Origin of the sequence: Enterobacter sp. FUJ80071 (assembly GCF_038739915.1) — a bacterium.
Lineage (GTDB): Bacteria > Pseudomonadota > Gammaproteobacteria > Enterobacterales > Enterobacteriaceae > Enterobacter > Enterobacter kobei.
This window is the reverse complement of record NZ_JBBXKH010000001.1, coordinates 3,370,536-3,387,476: the sequence shown is the minus strand read 5'-3', so window position 1 is coordinate 3,387,476 and position 16,941 is coordinate 3,370,536. Positions and strand designations below refer to the sequence as shown.

At 54.4% G+C, this 16,941-nt stretch carries 16 protein-coding genes, 6 tRNA genes and 1 other RNA gene; 10 read left to right on the top strand and 13 right to left on the bottom strand.

Annotation, left to right across the window (positions count from 1 at the left end; genetic code table 11):
• Positions 1-20 precede the first annotated feature (20 nt).
• The 4 genes from ptsI to cysZ form a co-directional block, all read right to left on the bottom strand.
• Positions 21-1,748, bottom strand: a complete 1,728-nt coding sequence (gene ptsI / locus AAER43_RS16445; protein ID WP_014884740.1) for a phosphoenolpyruvate-protein phosphotransferase PtsI — start codon at positions 1,746-1,748, stop codon at positions 21-23.
• A 44-nt stretch (positions 1,749-1,792) separates the two neighbouring features.
• Positions 1,793-2,050, bottom strand: coding sequence for a phosphocarrier protein Hpr (gene ptsH, locus AAER43_RS16440; protein ID WP_000487600.1), 258 nt, complete (start codon positions 2,048-2,050; stop codon positions 1,793-1,795).
• Positions 2,051-2,367: 317 nt separating this feature from the next.
• Positions 2,368-3,339: a cysteine synthase A gene (gene cysK / locus AAER43_RS16435; RefSeq protein WP_014884739.1), complete on the bottom strand. Its 972-nt coding sequence runs from the start codon at positions 3,337-3,339 to the stop codon at positions 2,368-2,370.
• 163 nt (positions 3,340-3,502) lie between these two features.
• A complete protein-coding gene (gene cysZ, locus AAER43_RS16430; RefSeq protein ID WP_023338618.1) occupies positions 3,503-4,264 on the bottom strand; it encodes a sulfate transporter CysZ in 762 nt (253 codons plus the stop codon).
• Between the two features lie 229 nt (positions 4,265-4,493).
• On the opposite strand from cysZ, the gene zipA reads away from it, so the two are divergent.
• The 3 genes from zipA to AAER43_RS16415 all read left to right on the top strand — a co-directional run bounded on the left by zipA (position 4,494) and on the right by AAER43_RS16415 (position 7,779).
• On the top strand, positions 4,494-5,477 hold the full coding sequence (gene zipA, locus AAER43_RS16425; RefSeq protein ID WP_045134549.1) for a cell division protein ZipA: 984 nt from the start codon (positions 4,494-4,496) through the stop codon (positions 5,475-5,477).
• 69 nt (positions 5,478-5,546) lie between these two features.
• The gene (gene ligA, locus AAER43_RS16420; protein ID WP_045268310.1) at positions 5,547-7,562 is read left to right on the top strand and encodes an NAD-dependent DNA ligase LigA; all 2,016 of its coding nucleotides are present in this window, start codon (positions 5,547-5,549) and stop codon (positions 7,560-7,562) included.
• 1 nt (position 7,563) lies between these two features.
• Complete coding sequence (locus AAER43_RS16415; RefSeq protein WP_014884735.1) at positions 7,564-7,779, top strand: DUF3820 family protein; 216 nt, start codon at positions 7,564-7,566, stop codon at positions 7,777-7,779.
• Here AAER43_RS16415 and AAER43_RS16410 read toward each other — a convergent pair.
• A complete protein-coding gene (locus AAER43_RS16410) occupies positions 7,776-8,771 on the bottom strand; it encodes a bile acid:sodium symporter family protein (RefSeq protein WP_014884734.1) in 996 nt (331 codons plus the stop codon). The two genes, AAER43_RS16415 and AAER43_RS16410, sit on opposite strands and share 4 nt — an antisense overlap.
• Positions 8,772-8,860: 89 nt before the next feature.
• On the opposite strand from AAER43_RS16410, the gene AAER43_RS16405 reads away from it, so the two are divergent.
• Positions 8,861-9,796, top strand: a complete 936-nt coding sequence (locus tag AAER43_RS16405) for a LysR family transcriptional regulator (protein ID WP_047027338.1) — start codon at positions 8,861-8,863, stop codon at positions 9,794-9,796.
• On the opposite strand, the gene AAER43_RS16400 is transcribed toward AAER43_RS16405, so the two are convergent.
• Positions 9,793-10,134 carry a FlxA-like family protein gene (locus AAER43_RS16400; protein WP_014884732.1) on the bottom strand — a complete coding sequence of 114 codons (342 nt, stop codon included), beginning with the start codon at positions 10,132-10,134 and terminating at the stop codon, positions 9,793-9,795. The genes AAER43_RS16405 and AAER43_RS16400 overlap by 4 nt on opposite strands.
• 207 nt (positions 10,135-10,341) lie before the next feature.
• Between AAER43_RS16400 and xapA the strand changes: the two genes are divergently transcribed.
• The 3 genes from xapA to AAER43_RS16385 all read left to right on the top strand — a co-directional run bounded on the left by xapA (position 10,342) and on the right by AAER43_RS16385 (position 13,432).
• A complete protein-coding gene (xapA, locus tag AAER43_RS16395; protein ID WP_023338616.1) occupies positions 10,342-11,166 on the top strand; it encodes a xanthosine phosphorylase in 825 nt (274 codons plus the stop codon).
• 51 nt (positions 11,167-11,217) lie between these two features.
• A complete protein-coding gene (locus AAER43_RS16390) occupies positions 11,218-12,474 on the top strand; it encodes a nucleoside permease (protein WP_014884730.1) in 1,257 nt (418 codons plus the stop codon).
• 67 nt (positions 12,475-12,541) lie between these two features.
• Positions 12,542-13,432 carry a LysR family transcriptional regulator gene (locus tag AAER43_RS16385; RefSeq protein WP_032635933.1) on the top strand — a complete coding sequence of 297 codons (891 nt, stop codon included), beginning with the start codon at positions 12,542-12,544 and terminating at the stop codon, positions 13,430-13,432.
• Positions 13,433-13,487: 55 nt separating this feature from the next.
• Here AAER43_RS16385 and AAER43_RS16380 read toward each other — a convergent pair.
• The 5 genes from AAER43_RS16380 to AAER43_RS16360 all read right to left on the bottom strand — a co-directional run bounded on the left by AAER43_RS16380 (position 13,488) and on the right by AAER43_RS16360 (position 14,020).
• A non-coding RNA gene (locus tag AAER43_RS16380) (RtT sRNA) lies at positions 13,488-13,613 on the bottom strand.
• A 29-nt stretch (positions 13,614-13,642) separates the two neighbouring features.
• Positions 13,643-13,718, bottom strand: a tRNA-Lys gene (locus AAER43_RS16375).
• 4 nt (positions 13,719-13,722) lie between these two features.
• A tRNA-Val gene (locus tag AAER43_RS16370) sits at positions 13,723-13,798 on the bottom strand.
• 29 nt (positions 13,799-13,827) lie between these two features.
• Positions 13,828-13,903: transfer RNA gene (locus tag AAER43_RS16365), tRNA-Val, on the bottom strand.
• A gap of 41 nt (positions 13,904-13,944) precedes the next feature.
• Positions 13,945-14,020: transfer RNA gene (locus tag AAER43_RS16360), tRNA-Val, on the bottom strand.
• 258 nt (positions 14,021-14,278) lie between these two features.
• On the opposite strand from AAER43_RS16360, the gene gltX reads away from it, so the two are divergent.
• A complete protein-coding gene (gltX, locus tag AAER43_RS16355) occupies positions 14,279-15,694 on the top strand; it encodes a glutamate--tRNA ligase (protein ID WP_023331032.1) in 1,416 nt (471 codons plus the stop codon).
• Positions 15,695-15,738: 44 nt separating this feature from the next.
• Here the strand turns inward: gltX and AAER43_RS16350 are convergent, their stop codons facing one another.
• Both AAER43_RS16350 and AAER43_RS16345 read right to left on the bottom strand, forming a co-directional pair.
• A complete protein-coding gene (locus AAER43_RS16350; RefSeq protein ID WP_032629138.1) occupies positions 15,739-16,131 on the bottom strand; it encodes a YfeC-like transcriptional regulator in 393 nt (130 codons plus the stop codon).
• Between the two features lies 1 nt (position 16,132).
• Complete coding sequence (locus AAER43_RS16345; RefSeq protein ID WP_014884727.1) at positions 16,133-16,495, bottom strand: YfeC-like transcriptional regulator; 363 nt, start codon at positions 16,493-16,495, stop codon at positions 16,133-16,135.
• 217 nt (positions 16,496-16,712) lie between these two features.
• On the opposite strand from AAER43_RS16345, the gene AAER43_RS16340 reads away from it, so the two are divergent.
• Both AAER43_RS16340 and AAER43_RS16335 read left to right on the top strand, forming a co-directional pair.
• Positions 16,713-16,788 (top strand) — tRNA-Ala (locus tag AAER43_RS16340).
• A gap of 41 nt (positions 16,789-16,829) precedes the next feature.
• Positions 16,830-16,905 (top strand) — tRNA-Ala (locus tag AAER43_RS16335).
• The last annotated feature ends 36 nt before the right edge of the window (positions 16,906-16,941 follow it).

Genomic DNA, 16,941 nt, shown 5'->3' with positions numbered 1-16,941 from the left:
TTTGGGCCGCATCTCGTGGATTAGCAGATTGTTTTTTCTTCAATGAACTTGTTAACCAGCGTCATTAACTCGTCCGTTGTCGGTTGAGCAAGAGCCTGCTCTGCTAACACCTTCGCATCTTCGAAGTTCGTGTTACGGATAATCTTCTTAATGCGCGGGATGGAAATGGCGCTCATAGAGAATTCGTCCAGACCCATACCCAGCAACAGAAGTGTAGCACGTTCGTCGCCTGCAAGCTCACCACACATGCCAGTCCATTTACCTTCTGCATGAGAAGCATCAATAACTTGCTTGATCAAGTTCAGTACGGACGGTGACATTGGCTGGTAGAGATGTGAAATCATATCATTACCACGGTCAACTGCCAGGGTGTACTGCGTTAAATCATTGGTGCCGATACTAAAGAAATCAACTTCTTTGGCTAAATGACGCGCAATGGTCGCGGCTGCTGGGGTTTCCACCATCACGCCGATCTCGATTGACTCGTCAAACGCTTTACCTTCGTCGCGCAGTTCCTGTTTGTAGATTTCGATCTCTTTCTTCAGTGCACGCACTTCTTCAACAGAGATGATCATCGGGAACATGATGCGCAGTTTACCGAAAGCAGAGGCACGCAGAATTGCGCGCACCTGGTCACGCAGGATCTCTTTGCGATCCATGGCGATACGCACTGCACGCCAGCCCAGGAACGGGTTCTCTTCTTTCGGGAAGTTCATGTATGGCAACTCTTTGTCGCCACCGATGTCCATAGTACGGACGATAACCGCCTGAGAGCCACACGCTTCTGCTACGGCTTTATACGCAGCAAACTGCTCTTCTTCAGTAGGCAGCGCGTCACGGTCCATGAACAGGAATTCTGTACGATAGAGACCCACACCTTCCGCACCGTTGCGCTCAGCGCCTTCAACGTCACGTACGGTACCGATGTTTGCGCACACTTCAACCTGATGGCCGTCCAGGGTGATGGCTGGCAGGTCTTTCAGCTTAGCGAGTTCCGCTTTTTCAGTCGCAACTTGCTCCTGAACCGCGCGCAGTTTTTCGATCTCTTCGTTTGTTGGGTTGACGTAAACCAGATTGTTTACGGCATCCAGAATCAGATAGTCGCCGTTTTTCACCTGAGAGGTGACGCTACCGGTACCCACGATGGCAGGCAATTCCAGAGAACGGGCCATAATAGAGGTGTGGGAAGTACGGCCACCCGCGTCGGTAATGAAACCGAGGACCTTTTTCAGGTTCAGCTGTGCGGTTTCGGACGGGGTGAGGTCAGCGGCAACCAGGATCACTTCATCCTGAATCGCGCTCAGGTCGATGATGGCCAGACCCAGGATGTTGCGCAGCAGGCGCTTACCGATGTCACGTACGTCAGCCGCACGTTCTTTCAGGTATTCATCATCCAGTTCTTCCAGGGCAGTTGCCTGACCTTCGATAACTTCATGCGCAGCCGCGTCGGCCGTCATGCCTTTATCTTTAATCAGGGCTATGATTTCCTGCTCCAGCTCCTCATCTTCGAGCAGCATGATATGCCCTTCGAAGATGGCTTCTTTTTCTTCACCGAAAGTTTCGCCAGCTTTAGTTTTGATTGCTTCCAGTTGCGCAGATGCCTTGGCACGACCGCTCAGAAAACGTTCAACTTCCTGATCAACCTTGTCGGCAGAAATTTTTTTCCGGTCGATGACGATCTCGTCTTCTTTCAGCAGCAGTGCTTTGCCGAAAGCGATACCCGGGGATGCTAAAATGCCTGAAATCATAACCCTACCTTACTTGTGACTGATATTTAAAAGAACCCGGAAACTTACTCGAGCTCAGCCATCAGTTTTACCAGATGCTCAACTGCTTTCTGCTCGTCTTCACCTTCCGCAGAAATGGTGACTACGGTGCCCTGAGTCAGGCCCAGAGTCTGCAGTTTGAACAGGCTTTTTGCGCTGGCGCTTTTGCCGTTGGAAGTCACAGTGATTTCAGAAGTGAAGCCTTTCGCTTCTTTAACAAACTGAGCAGCAGGGCGGGTGTGCAGACCGTTCGGAGCGGTAATGGTAACTTCTTGCTGGAACATTGTATTTCCCCAACTTATAGGTTTAGTGTTGTGGAACTAAAGTCTAGCCTGGCGACTGAACTTTAGCCTGTATTGTTAGCGCTGACGTTTCGATCGTCATTAAACATTATGCAGCGAAAGCAAGACTTGAACCAAATCATAAAATCGATTCAGCAAGGCTATTTCGTTCACTGATTAATTTCACGCATCAAAATAATTGCTGGTTTAAATACCAGACCCAACGGGGTGAAGCAATGCCAGGAGGGGCAAAAGTTTGAAGCAGGCCACAAAAAAGCACCTGAAAAGGTGCTTTTTTACGCGTTATTAACATGCTGGCATTACTGTTGCAGCTCTTTTTCAGTGAACAGATCGGCAAACAGTGCGGTGCTCAAGTAACGCTCACCCGAGGAAGGAAGGATAACCACAATATTCTTATTGGTAAAGGCTTCATCTTCCTGAAGTTTGAGCGCTGCCGCAACAGCCGCACCGGAAGAGATACCGGCGAGAATGCCTTCTTCATCCATCAGACGACGCGCGGTAGAGATGGCTTCTTCGTTAGTGATGGTGACCACTTTATCGATCAGCTTCAGATCCAGGTTGCCCGGAATGAAGCCCGCGCCAATACCCTGGATTTTATGCGGACCCGGCTTGAGCTCTTCGCCTGCCAGTGCCTGGGTGATAACCGGTGAGTCGGTGGGTTCAACCGCAACGGTGATCAGATCTTTTTTACCTTTTGTGCCTTTTATATAGCGTGACACGCCGGTCAGGGTGCCGCCGGTACCAACGCCGGAGATAAACACGTCAACCTGACCGTCAGTATCTTCCCAGATTTCCGGTCCAGTGGTCTTCTCGTGAATTTCCGGGTTAGCCGGGTTGCTGAACTGCTGCAGCAGCAAATATTTTGCCGGATCGCTGGCGACAATCTCTTCCGCTTTCTGAATGGCACCTTTCATGCCCTTCGCACCTTCGGTCAGTACCAGGTTCGCGCCGAGTGCTTTGAGCAGTTTGCGGCGTTCGATACTCATGGTTTCCGGCATGGTCAGCGTCAGTTTGTAGCCACGCGCGGCAGCGACATAGGCCAGAGCGATACCGGTGTTACCGCTGGTCGGTTCAACCAGTTCAACGCCAGGCTTCAGCACGCCACGTTTTTCAGCATCCCAAATCATGTTTGCACCGATACGGCATTTTACGCTGAAGCTCGGGTTACGAGATTCGACCTTCGCCAGAATGCGTCCATTACCGATACGGTTCAGTCGAACCAGGGGCGTATGACCGATAGTCAGCGAGTTGTCTTCATAAATCTTACTCATGGCCTGTCCTTAACTGTATGAAATTGGGATACCGCCCCAGCATACCTGCTAAGCAGGGAGGGGGAAGTAAGGAATTCGCATATCTATATACTGCAAGGAAATAATGGGGATCAGTATGGAATAAGGGGCGGCATAAGCCACCCCTGCTTTACACATTTTTGCATTATTTCCATAACGCGTGCTTAGCACGGTAGCAGTCCACCCACATTGCCGTCGCGCCGCACACAGCAACCGGCATGATGAACAGGTTCAGGAAGGGAATCATCGTGAACAGGCTGGTTAGCGCGCCGAACTGCATATTGGCGACCTTCTGGGTACGCAGGGCGTTGCGCATCGCTTTAAACGGTACCTTGTGGTTATCGAACGGATAATCACAATACTGGATGGCGAGCATCCAGGCGCTGAACAGGAACCACAGCACCGGCGCCACGGTCTGGCCAATGCCGGGCACAAAATAGAGGATAAGCAGCACTACCGCCCGGGGGAGGTACCAGGCAAATTTCTGCCACTCGCGCTTCATGATGCGGGGGATATCTTTCATGATCCCGAGCACGCCCGTGTCCGGCGGCGTCGCGCCGGTAAGCCGCGCCTCCAGCTGTTCTGCCAGCAGGCCGTTAAACGGTGCGGCTATCCAGTTAGCGATGGTTGAGAAGAAATAGCCGAACACCAGCAGCACGGAGATAACCGCCACCGGCCAGAGCAGATAGTTCAGCCACTGTAGCCAGTCGGGCACATAGCTCATTAACGCAGGGATCCAGCTCTCGAGCTTTGTAAAAAGCCACCAGAACGCGCCGCCCATCAGAAGAATGTTGATCAACAGCGGAAGGATGACGAAGCGTCGGATACCCGGCAGTGAAACCAGTTTCCAGCCCTGAGAAAAATACCAGACGCCGCTGCGTGGGGGAGAAGACGATGTTGAAACCATAACCAGGCTGTACTCCTTTTTTCACAACCAGTGGAATTGCCGCCTATATTATCCACTTGTAGGCTAATGACCAGTTCGGAAATGTTCGAAAAACCAGCAAAAAGCACGATTTCCTTCATCTTTATGCTGTGAATGCTCTGCACACACTTGCACTTGACGTAAACGGCAAATACTCTTAGTGAGTAAATGTTTGCCGTGGTGGCAAGGTGTTAGAACAACAGAGAATATAATGATGCAGGATTTGCGTCTGATATTAATCATTGTTGGCGCGATCGCCATAATCGCTTTACTGGTACATGGTTTCTGGACCAGCCGTAAAGAGCGTTCTTCGATGTTCCGCGATCGCCCACTGAAGCGCATGAAGTCCAGTCGTGATGACGATGACATTGAAGATGACATCGACGGTCGCGACGATGACGGCGTGGGTGAAGTTCGTGTTCATCGGGTCAATACTGCGCCCGGCGCGGCTCATGGGGAGCATGAAGCCCCCCGTCCTGCGCAGCACCAGTATCAACCGCCGTACGCCTCTGCTCAGCCGCGCCAGCAGGCGCCGCAGCCGGTAGAAGAGCCTGTGCGCCAGCCGCCGCAACAGCCTGTCCATCAGCAGCCTGCTGCGCCACAGCCGGTTCAACCGCAGCCCGTGCAGCAGCCTGTGCAACAACAGCCCGCGCAGCCGGTACAACAGCCGCAGCAGCCTGTTCATGTGCAGCCAGCGCCGCAGCCTGCTCCAGCACAGCATGTTGAGCCAGAACCAGTAGCAGAGCCAGAACCGGTTGTTGAAAAACCGCAGCGTAAAGAAGCGGTGATCATCATGAACGTGGCCGCGCATCACGGTAGCCATCTCAACGGTGACGTGCTGCTTAACAGTATTCAACAGGCAGGCTTCAAGTTTGGCGACATGAATATTTTCCATCGCCACCTGAGCCCTGACGGTAGCGGCCCGGCGCTGTTCAGCCTGGCCAATATGGTCAACCCGGGTACTTTTGATCCGGAAATGACCGGTGATTTCGTGACCCCAGGTGTCACCATCTTTATGCAGGTGCCCTCTTACGGTGATGAACTGCAAAACTTTAAGCTGATGTTGCAATCCGCTCAGCATATCGCTGACGAAGTAGGCGGTGTGGTGCTCGACGATCAGCGTCGAATGATGACCCCGCAGAAACTGCGCGAGTATCAGGACCGCATCCGCGAAGTTAAGGAAGCCAACGCGTAATCATCGCGTTTACGTCAACTCCTCCTCAACCCCCGCATGTCGGGGGTTTTTTCTCATTGATGGTGCGATATGGACTCAATCGAACAACAACTCACTGACCTGCGAACCACGCTTCGCCATCATGAATATCTCTATCATGTTATGGACGCGCCGGAGGTGCCGGATGCGGAGTATGACCGCCTGATGCGCGAGCTGCGCGAACTGGAGGCGCAGCACCCGGAACTCATTACGCCGGATTCTCCCACCCAGCGCGTCGGTGCCGAGCCGCTGGGAGCGTTCAGCCAGGTACGCCATGAAGTGCCGATGCTGTCGCTGGATAACGTCTTTGATGAAGAGAGCTTCCTCGCGTTTAACAAGCGCGTGCAGGACCGTCTGAAAAGCAGCGACGCTCTCACCTGGTGCTGCGAGCTGAAGCTTGATGGCCTGGCGGTCAGTCTTCTCTACGAAAACGGCGTGCTGGTGCGTGCCGCGACGCGTGGCGACGGCACGACGGGTGAAGACATTACGACCAACGTGCGCACCATCCGCGCAATTCCGCTGAAGCTGCAGGGGGACAACATTCCTGCGCGTCTGGAAGTGCGCGGCGAAGTGTTTCTTCCCCAGGCGGGTTTCGAGAAAATCAACGAAGAAGCGCGCCGCACCGGCGGGAAAGTATTTGCTAACCCGCGTAATGCGGCGGCAGGCTCTTTGCGCCAGCTTGACCCGCGTATCACCGCGAAGCGACCGCTCACTTTCTTCTGCTACGGCGTGGGGATCCTGGAGGGAGGCGAGCTGCCGGATACGCATCTCGGGCGTCTGATGCAGTTTAAGGCGTGGGGCCTGCCGGTGAGTAACCGCGTGCAGCTCTGTGACTCGCCAGAAGCGGTACTCGCGTTCTACCACAAGGTGGAAGCGGACCGTCCGACGCTCGGTTTTGATATTGATGGCGTTGTCATTAAGGTGAACTCACTGGCGCTTCAGGAGCAACTCGGGTTTGTGGCGCGTGCGCCGCGCTGGGCGGTGGCGTTTAAGTTTCCTGCTCAGGAACAGATGACCTTCGTTCGCGACGTGGAGTTCCAGGTCGGCCGTACGGGCGCCATTACCCCGGTCGCCCGTCTTGAGCCTGTGCAGGTCGCGGGCGTGCTGGTGAGTAACGCCACGCTGCATAACGCCGATGAGATTGAACGTCTGGGCCTGCGGATTGGTGACAAAGTGGTGGTTCGTCGCGCGGGCGATGTTATTCCGCAGGTGGTAAACGTCGTTGAGTCTGAACGCCCTGATGATACGCGTGAAGTGGTCTTCCCGACCCATTGCCCGGTGTGTGGCTCTGACGTGGAGCGTGTTGAAGGTGAGGCGGTAGCGCGCTGTACGGGCGGCCTGATCTGTGGCGCGCAGCGTAAAGAGTCACTGAAGCACTTCGTCTCCCGTCGCGCGATGGACGTCGACGGCATGGGCGATAAGATTATCGATCAGCTGGTTGAAAAAGAGTATGTGCATACGCCAGCGGATCTCTTCAAACTGACGGCGGGCAAGCTGACCGGTCTGGATCGCATGGGGCCGAAGTCGGCGCAGAACGTGGTTAACGCTCTGGAAGCCGCAAAAGAGACCACCTTCGCCCGTTTCCTTTACGCGCTGGGCATCCGTGAAGTGGGGGAAGCAACGGCAGCAGGTCTGGCGGCGTACTTTGGCACGCTGGAGGCGCTGGAAAAGGCAAGCATCGACGAGCTGCAGAAAGTGCCGGATGTCGGCATTGTAGTCGCCACGCACGTCTTTAACTTCTTTGCGGAAGAGAGCAACCGCGAAGTCATTGGCAAACTGCTGGCAGAGGGCATCAAATGGCCCGCGCCGGTGGTGGTTAATGCCGAAGAGATCGACAGTCCGTTCGCCGGTAAAACGGTGGTGCTGACCGGCAGCCTGAGCCAGCTTTCACGCGACGATGCGAAAGCGCGTCTGGTGGCGCTGGGCGCAAAAGTGGCGGGCAGCGTGTCGAAGAAAACCGACCTGGTGATTGCCGGGGAAGCAGCGGGTTCGAAGCTGGCGAAAGCCCAGGAACTCGGCATTGAGGTTATCGACGAAGCGGAAATGATGCGTCTGTTAGGAGAGTAACGTGGAAAAAGAGCAGCTCGTTGCGATCGCCAATACGGAGATGCCGTTCGGTAAATATAAGGGCCGCAGGCTGATCGATTTGCCGGAGGAGTATCTGCTGTGGTTTGCCCGTAAGGATGAGTTCCCGGCCGGGCGACTGGGCGAGCTGATGGCTATCACGCTGCTGATCAAAACCGAGGGGCTGACCCAGCTGGTTCAGCCCCTGAAACGTCCTTAAGCCTTCGCGGCGCGGGTCTCTTCCTGCGCCAGTTTTTCCGTCTGACGTTTATAGCGACGCGCCAGCACGGCGCAGACCATCAGCTGGATCTGATGAAAAATCATCAGCGGCAATACCATCATCCCAATTACCGAGGTCGGGAACAGAATGTTGGCCATCGGGATACCGTTCGCCAGGCTCTTCTTCGAACCGCAGAAAACAATCGTAATTTCATCTGCTTTGTTGAAGCCGCATTTACGTGCCACAAAGACGTTTACGGCAATGACAATCGCCAGCAGGACAATGCTGACCACCACGATAAACAGCAGTGAGCCTGCGCCCACCTTGTGCCAGATCCCGTTCACGACAGCTTCGCTGAAGGCGGAGTAAACCACCAGCAGAATTGAGGTCTGGTCGGTTTTGGAGATCCACTTTTTATGCTTCGTCACAAACGCACCTGTCCACGGGCGCGAGAGATGGCCCAGGACAAAGGGCAGCAGCAGTTGCAGACAGATCCTGCCCACCTGCTCAAGGTTACCTTCCGCGCCATGCATGTTCATCAGCAGGCCCACCAGCAGCGGGGAGACGAAAATCCCTAACAGGCTGGATGCTGATGCGGAGCAGACCGCGGCTGCAACATTGCCACCCGCGAGGGAGGTAAACGCAATGGCCGACTGCACGGTGGCTGGCAGAATACAGAGATACAAAAAACCGGTGTAGAGTGCCGGGTCGACGTTAACTGGCGCCCACCACGCAAACAGCACCCCGAGGATGGGGAACAGAATAAAGGTGCTGCACATCACCCAGAGGTGCAGTCGCCAGTGGCCACCACCCGCGATAATCGCTTCGCGGGAGAGTTTTGCGCCGTGCATAAAGAACAGCAGCGCGATAGCGGCCGTCGTCAGCCCCTCAAAAAACGGGACGAAACCACCGCGGGCCGGGAAAAACGAGGCCAGTAAAACGGTGACCACCAGAGTAAGCGTAAACGGATCAACAATACGAAATAGTTTCATAATGACTCCTGAAAACAGATGTCGCTATTGTGCTTTTTTCCATTTGAGAAATAAAATTGATTTATTGCATTCATTCATGAATTAAACAGATGAATTACTCCTTACGCCAGCTTCGTATTTTTGTCACCGTCGCCCATGCCCGTAGCTTCAGCCGGGCAGGAGAGATGATTGGCCTCAGCCAGTCAGCCGTCAGCCACAGCGTGAAAGAGCTGGAAAATCAGACCGGCGTGCGGTTGCTTGACCGTACCACACGCGAAGTGGTGCTGACCGAAGCAGGGCAGCAGCTGGCCCAGCGCCTCGAACGTCTGCTGGATGAACTGAACAGCACGCTCAGAGACGTGGGTAGGCTGGGGCAGCAGCTTTCGGGTACCGTGCGGGTCGCAGCCAGCCAGACAATATCGGCACACCTTATCCCGCAGTGTATCGCGGAGGGAAACCACCGCTATCCGGACATTGATTTTGTGTTGCATGATCGGCCGCAGCAGTGGGTGCTGGAAAGCATCCGTCAGGGAGATGTGGATTTTGGTATTGTGATCGATCCCGGCCAGGTGAGCGATCTGGCGTGCGAAAGCGTGCTTTCTGAGCCTTTTTTACTGCTCTGCCGGGATGACGATCCGCTGGCAACGTTGCCGGCGGTCAACTGGCAGTTCCTGCAGGGCGCGAACCTGGTTTTGCAGGATTATGCTTCCGGCAGCCGTCCGCTGATCGATTCCGCGCTGGTTAATCAGGGCGTAAAGGCCACCATCGTGCAGGAAATTGGGCATCCGGCCACGCTGTTTCCCATGGTGGAAGCCGGAATTGGGATCAGCGTGTTGCCCGCTCTGGCGCTCCCCCTGCCGCAGGGGAGCCGACTGGCCGTGAAGCGTTTAACGCCTGTTGTCGAGCGAAAACTGATGTTAGTACGGCGCAAAAATCGTTCCCTCTCGGGGGCGGCGCAGGCTATATGGGAAGTGGTGCGTATCCAGGCACAGCGATTAACCGAGGCCCGCATACGCGACCCACTGTTTAACGCATCCGACGATTAAATATAGATATCGATCTGATGATCGTCTGTCGGGCTATTCACCCCTTCCACTTTACCCGGCGCTTGCTCCTGTTTCTTTTGCTCCTCTTCAGCCTGCTGGTGCTGCAGCGCGGCGAGCTGCGCCTGTAGCACGGTGATTTGGGTCTGAATGAGCTCCTGCTGCTTTTTCTTTTCATCTGCACTGCCGGAACTGTCCGCCAGCTCTTTTAACTGCTGAGTCAGCTGTTGGATCTTGTCGAGAATACGGCTGATTTGCGCAGCAATATCGTTCCCGCCGGAAGCCCCACTCCCGCCGCCGCTGGTTTGAATGGGTGGGGCTGAAGCCTGGATAGTCGTCATACTTTTTCCTCGCGTTATAAAACAGAGGTATCGGCACTGACGGGATTAGCTTGAGCAAAACTGCCATATCTGGCAGGACATTACATTGATACAAAAACAGTATTGATGGTGCCGGGAAAGTGTATTGGAGGTCACCCGCAGGCTCCGGATATAAGACTAGGGTCATGCGATCCATGCTATCGCGATCTTCATTCTCAAGGAGCCTCTATGACCCTCTCAAAAAACCCGTGGTATTGCGCCGATATTATCCGTGCGGCTAAGCCTGACTTCACGCCTCGCGTGGCGTTTATTCTCGGCTCTGGCCTTGGCGCGCTCGCCGACCAGATTGATGATGCCGTTTCCCTGAGCTATGAAAAACTGCCGGGCTTCCCGGTGAGCACCGTCCACGGCCACGCAGGCGAGCTGGTGCTGGGGCATCTTGCCGGGGTGCCTGTTGCCTGTATGAAAGGGCGAGGGCACTTCTATGAGGGGCGCGGGATGACCATCATGACCGATGCGATCCGCACGTTCAAACTGCTGGGATGTGAGTTGCTGTTTAGCACCAATGCGGCAGGCTCATTGCGCCCGGAAGTTCTGCCGGGGAGCCTGGTTGCCCTGAGCGACCATATCAATACCATGCCTGGCACGCCGATGGTGGGGCTGAACGATGAGCGCTTTGGCGACCGTTTCTTCTCCCTGGCCAATGCTTACGACGCGGATTACCGTGCGATGCTGCAAACCGTGGCGGCGAAAGAGGGTTTCCCGCTGCATGAAGGGGTATTTGTCTCTTATCCGGGCCCGAACTTCGAGACGGCGGCAGAGATCCGCATGATGCAAATTATCGGCGGCGATGTGGTCGGCATGTCCGTGGTGCCGGAAGTGATTTCCGCACGCCACTGTGGCCTGAAGGTTGTAGCCGTTTCTGCAATTACCAACCTCGCCGAAGGTTTGGGCGAGGTAAAGCTGTCGCATGAGCAGACGCTCGCGGCGGCTGAGCTCTCACGCCAGAACTTCATCAATCTTATCTGCGGTTTTCTCCGCCATATTGCCTGAGTAAAACAATAAAGTGGCCCGTCAGGGCCACACTGCTATAAGGAATGGGCTATGAACATCACGACTCGCTTAAAGATGATGTCCTTTATGCAATATTTTATCTGGGGGAGTTGGCTGGTTACCCTCGGTGCTTACATGATCAACACCCTACACTTTACCGGCTCCGACGTGGGCATGGTCTACAGCTCCAAAGGCCTTGCCGCGATCGTTATGCCTTCGCTGGTGGGAATCATTGCCGACAAATGGCTACGGGCAGACCGCGCCTACGTCATTTGCCACCTCGTCTGTGCCGCCGCACTCTGTTACGCCGCGCAGGTGAATGAGCCCGGCCTGATGTTCTGGGTCATGCTGGTCAATGCGATGGCCTTTATGCCCACCATTGCGCTGTCGAATACGATCTCCTATTCCTGTCTTGAGCAGGCGGGTCTGGAGACGGTAAGCCATTTTCCGCGCGTACGGGTGTATGGCACCGTGGGCTTTATTGCGGCAATGTGGGCCATAAGCCTGATGGGGGCGGAGCTAAGCAACGTGCAGCTTTATATTGCAGCTGGCGCGTCTCTGCTGCTGGCGCTCTATTCTTTGACGTTGCCGGCCATTCCCGTGGCGAAGCAGAAAACGGCCCAGTCTCTGGCCAGCAAGCTGGGCCTTAATGCCTTTGTTCTTTTTAAACAGCCTCGCATGGCGGTGTTCTTTTTGTTCGCGATGCTGCTGGGTGCTGTGCTGCAGATCACCAATACCTTCGGTAGCCCCTTCCTGCATGATTTTGCCCGTAATCCGGCGTATGCAGATAGCTTTATCGTCAGGTACCCGTCCATTTTGCTCTCCGTTTCGCAAATGTCAGAGGTGTTCTTCATTCTGACCATTCCGTACTTCCTCGGACGGTTTGGTATTAAAGCCGTGATGCTGATGAGCATGGTGGCCTGGATGCTCCGGTTTGGTCTGTTTGCCTTTGGCGACCCCTCCGCAACGGGTTTTGTGCTGCTCATGCTTTCCATGATTGTCTATGGCTGTGCATTCGACTTCTTCAATATTTCCGGCTCGGTGTTTGTCGAACAGGAGGTCAGCACCGATATTCGCGCCAGCGCACAGGGGCTGTTTATGACGACGGTTAACGGTATTGGGGCTTATTTCGGATCGGTATTGAGCGGTATGGCAGTTGATTATTTCTCGGTGGATGGGGTGAAGGACTGGCAGACGATCTGGCTGGTGTTTGCAGCCTATGCCCTGGTACTGGCCGTGGTGTTTTATTTCAGCTTTAACTACCACCACGCCAGTAAAAACAGCGAGATGCGCACAGTTGCGCACTAAATTTCCCCTCTCTGCGGTGAAAGGCTTTAAGGTAGGCGCTTAAGTGTTATCGCCAGGATATATTGTGATGGAACGCGTCTATCGAACCGACCTCAAGCTGCTGCGCTATTTTCTGGCCGTGGCGGAGGAACTGCATTTTGGACGGGCTGCGGCCCGTCTCAATATGTCCCAGCCGCCATTAAGCCTGCACATTAAAGAGCTGGAAAGCCAGCTGGGCACGTTACTGTTTATTCGCCACTCGCGAAGCGTCGCGTTGACGCATGCGGGTAAAGTGCTGATGGAAGAGTCTCGTCGGCTGCTTGCCAGCGCAAATCAGGCTCTGGCGCGCGTCGAACAAATTGGCCGGGGTGAGGCAGGGCGTATTGAACTGGGTATTGTCGGTACCGCCATGTGGAGTGAGGTGCGCACGGTTATGCGCACTTTTTTGAAAGAACATCCGAATGTTGATGTCGTTTTTCGCGAAAAGTCGCCGGTCATGCAGATGGCGCTGCTTGAGCGTCAGGAGCTGGATATTGGGATCTGGCGAATGGCAACGGAACCCACCGCGGGGTTTACCAGCGTGCGGTTGCGCGAGGCGGCGTTTCTTGTGGCGATGCCGGAAGATCACCGGCTGGTCAGGGAACCCTCCGTTGCGCTTGCTGATTTACAGGACGAGTATTTCGTCACGATGCCGTCAGCACATTCTGACTGGGCATTTTTACATCGCGTCTGCCAGCAGGCCGGTTTTTCACCGATGATTGTACGCGAAGCCGTAGAGCCACAAACGGTACTGGCGATGATAAGCATGGGGATGGGGATTACGCTCGCTGCCGACAGTTACGCGCAAATGCAGTGGCCGGGCGTGGTGTTTCGCCCGCTGAAAGAGCGTATTCCGGCAGATTTGTATGTCGTGTATAACGAGAAGCAGGTGACGCCGGCGGTGAAGACGTTGATTGAGACGTTGACGGCAGGAAAGTAGACAAACTGCAGATACGCAGATAGCAAAAAAGCGCCTTTAGGGCGCTTTTTTACATTGGTGGGTCGTGCAGGATGACTCGCTTCGCTCGCCCTTCGGGCCGTCGCCGTAAACGACTCCGGTGCCTCACTGCGTTCGGCCCGAACCTGCTGCAGGTTCGAATCATCCATATCGCAGATAGCAAAAAAGCGCCTTTAGGGCGCTTTTTTGCATTGGTGGGTCGTGCAGGATTCGAACCTGCGACCAATTGATTAAAAGTCAACTGCTCTACCAACTGAGCTAACGACCCGAAATGGTGGGCGATGACGGGCTCGAACCGCCGACCCCCTCCGTGTAAAGGAGATGCTCTACCAACTGAGCTAATCGCCCATTTCGGAACTACTGCGATAAGATGAGAATGGTGGGCGATGACGGGCTCGAACCGCCGACCCCCTCCGTGTAAAGGAGATGCTCTACCAACTGAGCTAATCGCCCAATCTCAACACTTATCTACACTGCGAGTCTACCGAAGTAAATGGTGGGTGATGACGGGCTCGAACCGCCGACCCCCTCCGTGTAAAGGAGATGCTCTACCAACTGAGCTAATCACCCCCGCTGTGTGGAGTCGCATTATAGGGAGAGTTGAAAATGAGTCAACGCATTTTCTAAAGTTTTTATTCGTTCGTCGTAAAATTAAACAAAACGATCGCAAAACGGGCGGTGGCGCATGATTTCTAAACAAAAACAGCAAACTCGCTCATGATAAAGGGATGAACATTGAGGAATCCCCCCACAGTGATAGAATATTGCCCATTGTTTTTTCCCCGGGATTTGCCGATTGCCGGCATCTTTATAACGTAAGGCCATTTCATGAAAATCAAAACTCGCTTCGCGCCGAGCCCGACAGGCTATCTGCACGTCGGTGGTGCTCGTACTGCTCTCTATTCCTGGCTTTTTGCACGCCACAACAAAGGTGAGTTCGTGCTGCGTATTGAAGACACCGATCTTGAGCGCTCCACGCCGGAAGCAATTGAAGCCATTATGGATGGGATGAACTGGCTGAACCTGGAGTGGGATGAAGGCCCGTATTTCCAGACCAAACGTTTTGACCGCTATAACGCAGTTATTGATGAGATGCTGGTCGCGGGCACGGCGTATAAATGCTACTGCTCCAAAGAGCGTCTGGATGCGCTGCGTGAAGAGCAGATGGCAAACGGTGAAAAGCCGCGTTATGACGGCCGCTGCCGCCATGACCATAGCGAGCATGCTGCTGATGAACCGTGCGTGGTGCGTTTTGCTAACCCGCAGGATGGCTCGGTGATTTTTGACGACCAGATCCGTGGCCCGATCGAATTCAGCAACCAGGAGCTGGACGATCTGATCATCCGCCGCACCGATGGTTCCCCAACCTATAACTTCTGCGTTGTGGTTGACGACTGGGATATGGAAATTACCCACGTTGTCCGTGGTGAAGACCATATCAACAACACGCCGCGCCAGATCAACATTCTGAAAGCGCTGAACGCCCCTGTGCCTGTCTATGCACACGTTTCCATGATCAACGGCGACGACGGGAAAAAACTGTCTAAACGTCACGGCGCGGTCAGCGTTATGCAGTATCGCGATGACGGTTATTTGCCTGAAGCGCTGCTGAACTATCTGGTGCGTCTGGGCTGGGCCCACGGCGACCAGGAGATCTTCAGCCGCGAAGAGATGATCGAACTATTTTCGCTGAGCTCAGTGAGCAAATCAGCGAGCGCATTTAATACCGATAAGCTGCAGTGGCTGAACCATCATTACATCAATACCATGCCGCCGGAATACGTGGCGACTTACCTGCAGTGGCACATTGAGCAGGCAAATATTGATACCCGTACAGGCCCTGAACTGGCGGACCTGGTGAAACTGCTCGGCGAGCGCTGCAAAACGCTGAAAGAAATGGCTGAAAGCTGCCGCTACTTCTATGAAGAGTTTGATGAGTTTGACGCGGATGCGGCGAAGAAACACCTCCGCCCGGTTGCGCGTCAGCCGCTGGAAGTGGTGCGAGACAAGCTGACTGCGATCGCTGACTGGACCGCAGAGAACGTGCATCACGCTATTCAGGCGACGGCGGACGAGCTGGAAGTTGGTATGGGTAAAGTCGGTATGCCGCTGCGTGTTGCGGTGACCGGTGCGGGCCAGTCCCCGGCACTGGATGTGACCGTGCATGCAATTGGTAAATCACGCAGCGTGGCGCGTATTAACAAAGCGCTGGACTTTATTGCGGCACGTGAAAACCAGCAGTAATCACCTTTTAGTCTGGCAGAACGGCAGGGTGACCTGCCGTTTTTTTATGCCGTATATTCAGCCAGATTCAAACGGGTAAGAAAGCCGCGTAACCCTTCGCGCTTCAGGAATGCATCCAGACGTTCCTGTTCAGACGGCGTCAGGTTTTCCAGCGTCGCAATGATATCCGGTCGCAGAGTAGAGGAGGGGACAATGTATGGCGCTGTTGTCTCTGCCAGGTGGTAAACTGCCTGACGGTTTCGGATAGCCGGGAGGCGCATGATATGTTCCTTCACGCGCGCATCGACGTGTATGAGCCTCGCCCGACCGCCTTTCACACCATTGAGACCTTCGGTCTCCCATCCCTGCTGGCGTATCCAGCGATTCACCGTTTGCCTGGCAACGCCTAAACTCTCCGCCAGCTCTTCCGTGGTCATTTTGCTACGTAATCTTTTCATATTAATTCTGGTCGCGAATTCCCAGGCGTTGTAACAAACCGGTAATCCCTTCCCGCAGTAACAGTGATGTCATCTGCTTCTGCTCTTCTGGCGTCATTTCATTTGCCAGCGTCAGGAGGAGGGTATGAAGCGAACGCTCATTGCTGATGCCGTCAGGCATTGCGGATGTCTCCGTTGCCCGTCGCGCGCTGCGGATAAAGTCACGCACCTTTTCATTCACATGTACCAGGCGTGCTTTGCCCCCCTGGACGCCTGGTTTTGGTGACGTTATCCAACCCTCTTTGCGTACCCATTTATTGATGGTCTGTCGGCTATAGCCGGTGAGCAGGGCTAACTCTTCCGGCGTCATTCGTTCCTTGATCATACAATTTCCTGAATATTCTTGGGGTTAATTAACGGCTCATTTTATAGCACCGTTTAACGTGAAAACGTGACAGGCTTAACTCATGACTGCGAGCAGGCTCGCAAAGTGATTCATTTGCATGAATTTTCGGCGATTGAATCACGGTCAATGAATTTGCCGTTGACACTCCGCGGCGGAATTCATATTATGCCGCCCGTCAACATGACAGCTTTACGATGGGGCTATAGCTCAGCTGGGAGAGCGCTTGCATGGCATGCAAGAGGTCAGCGGTTCGATCCCGCTTAGCTCCACCAAACTCTGAACCCAACAGAGTGCGGTCAGTAAAGTCACATGTGGGGCTATAGCTCAGCTGGGAGAGCGCTTGCATGGCATGCAAGAGGTCAGCGGTTCGATCCCGCTTAGCTCCACCAAAATTTTAAACCCTCGTCAAAAGACGAGGGTTTTTT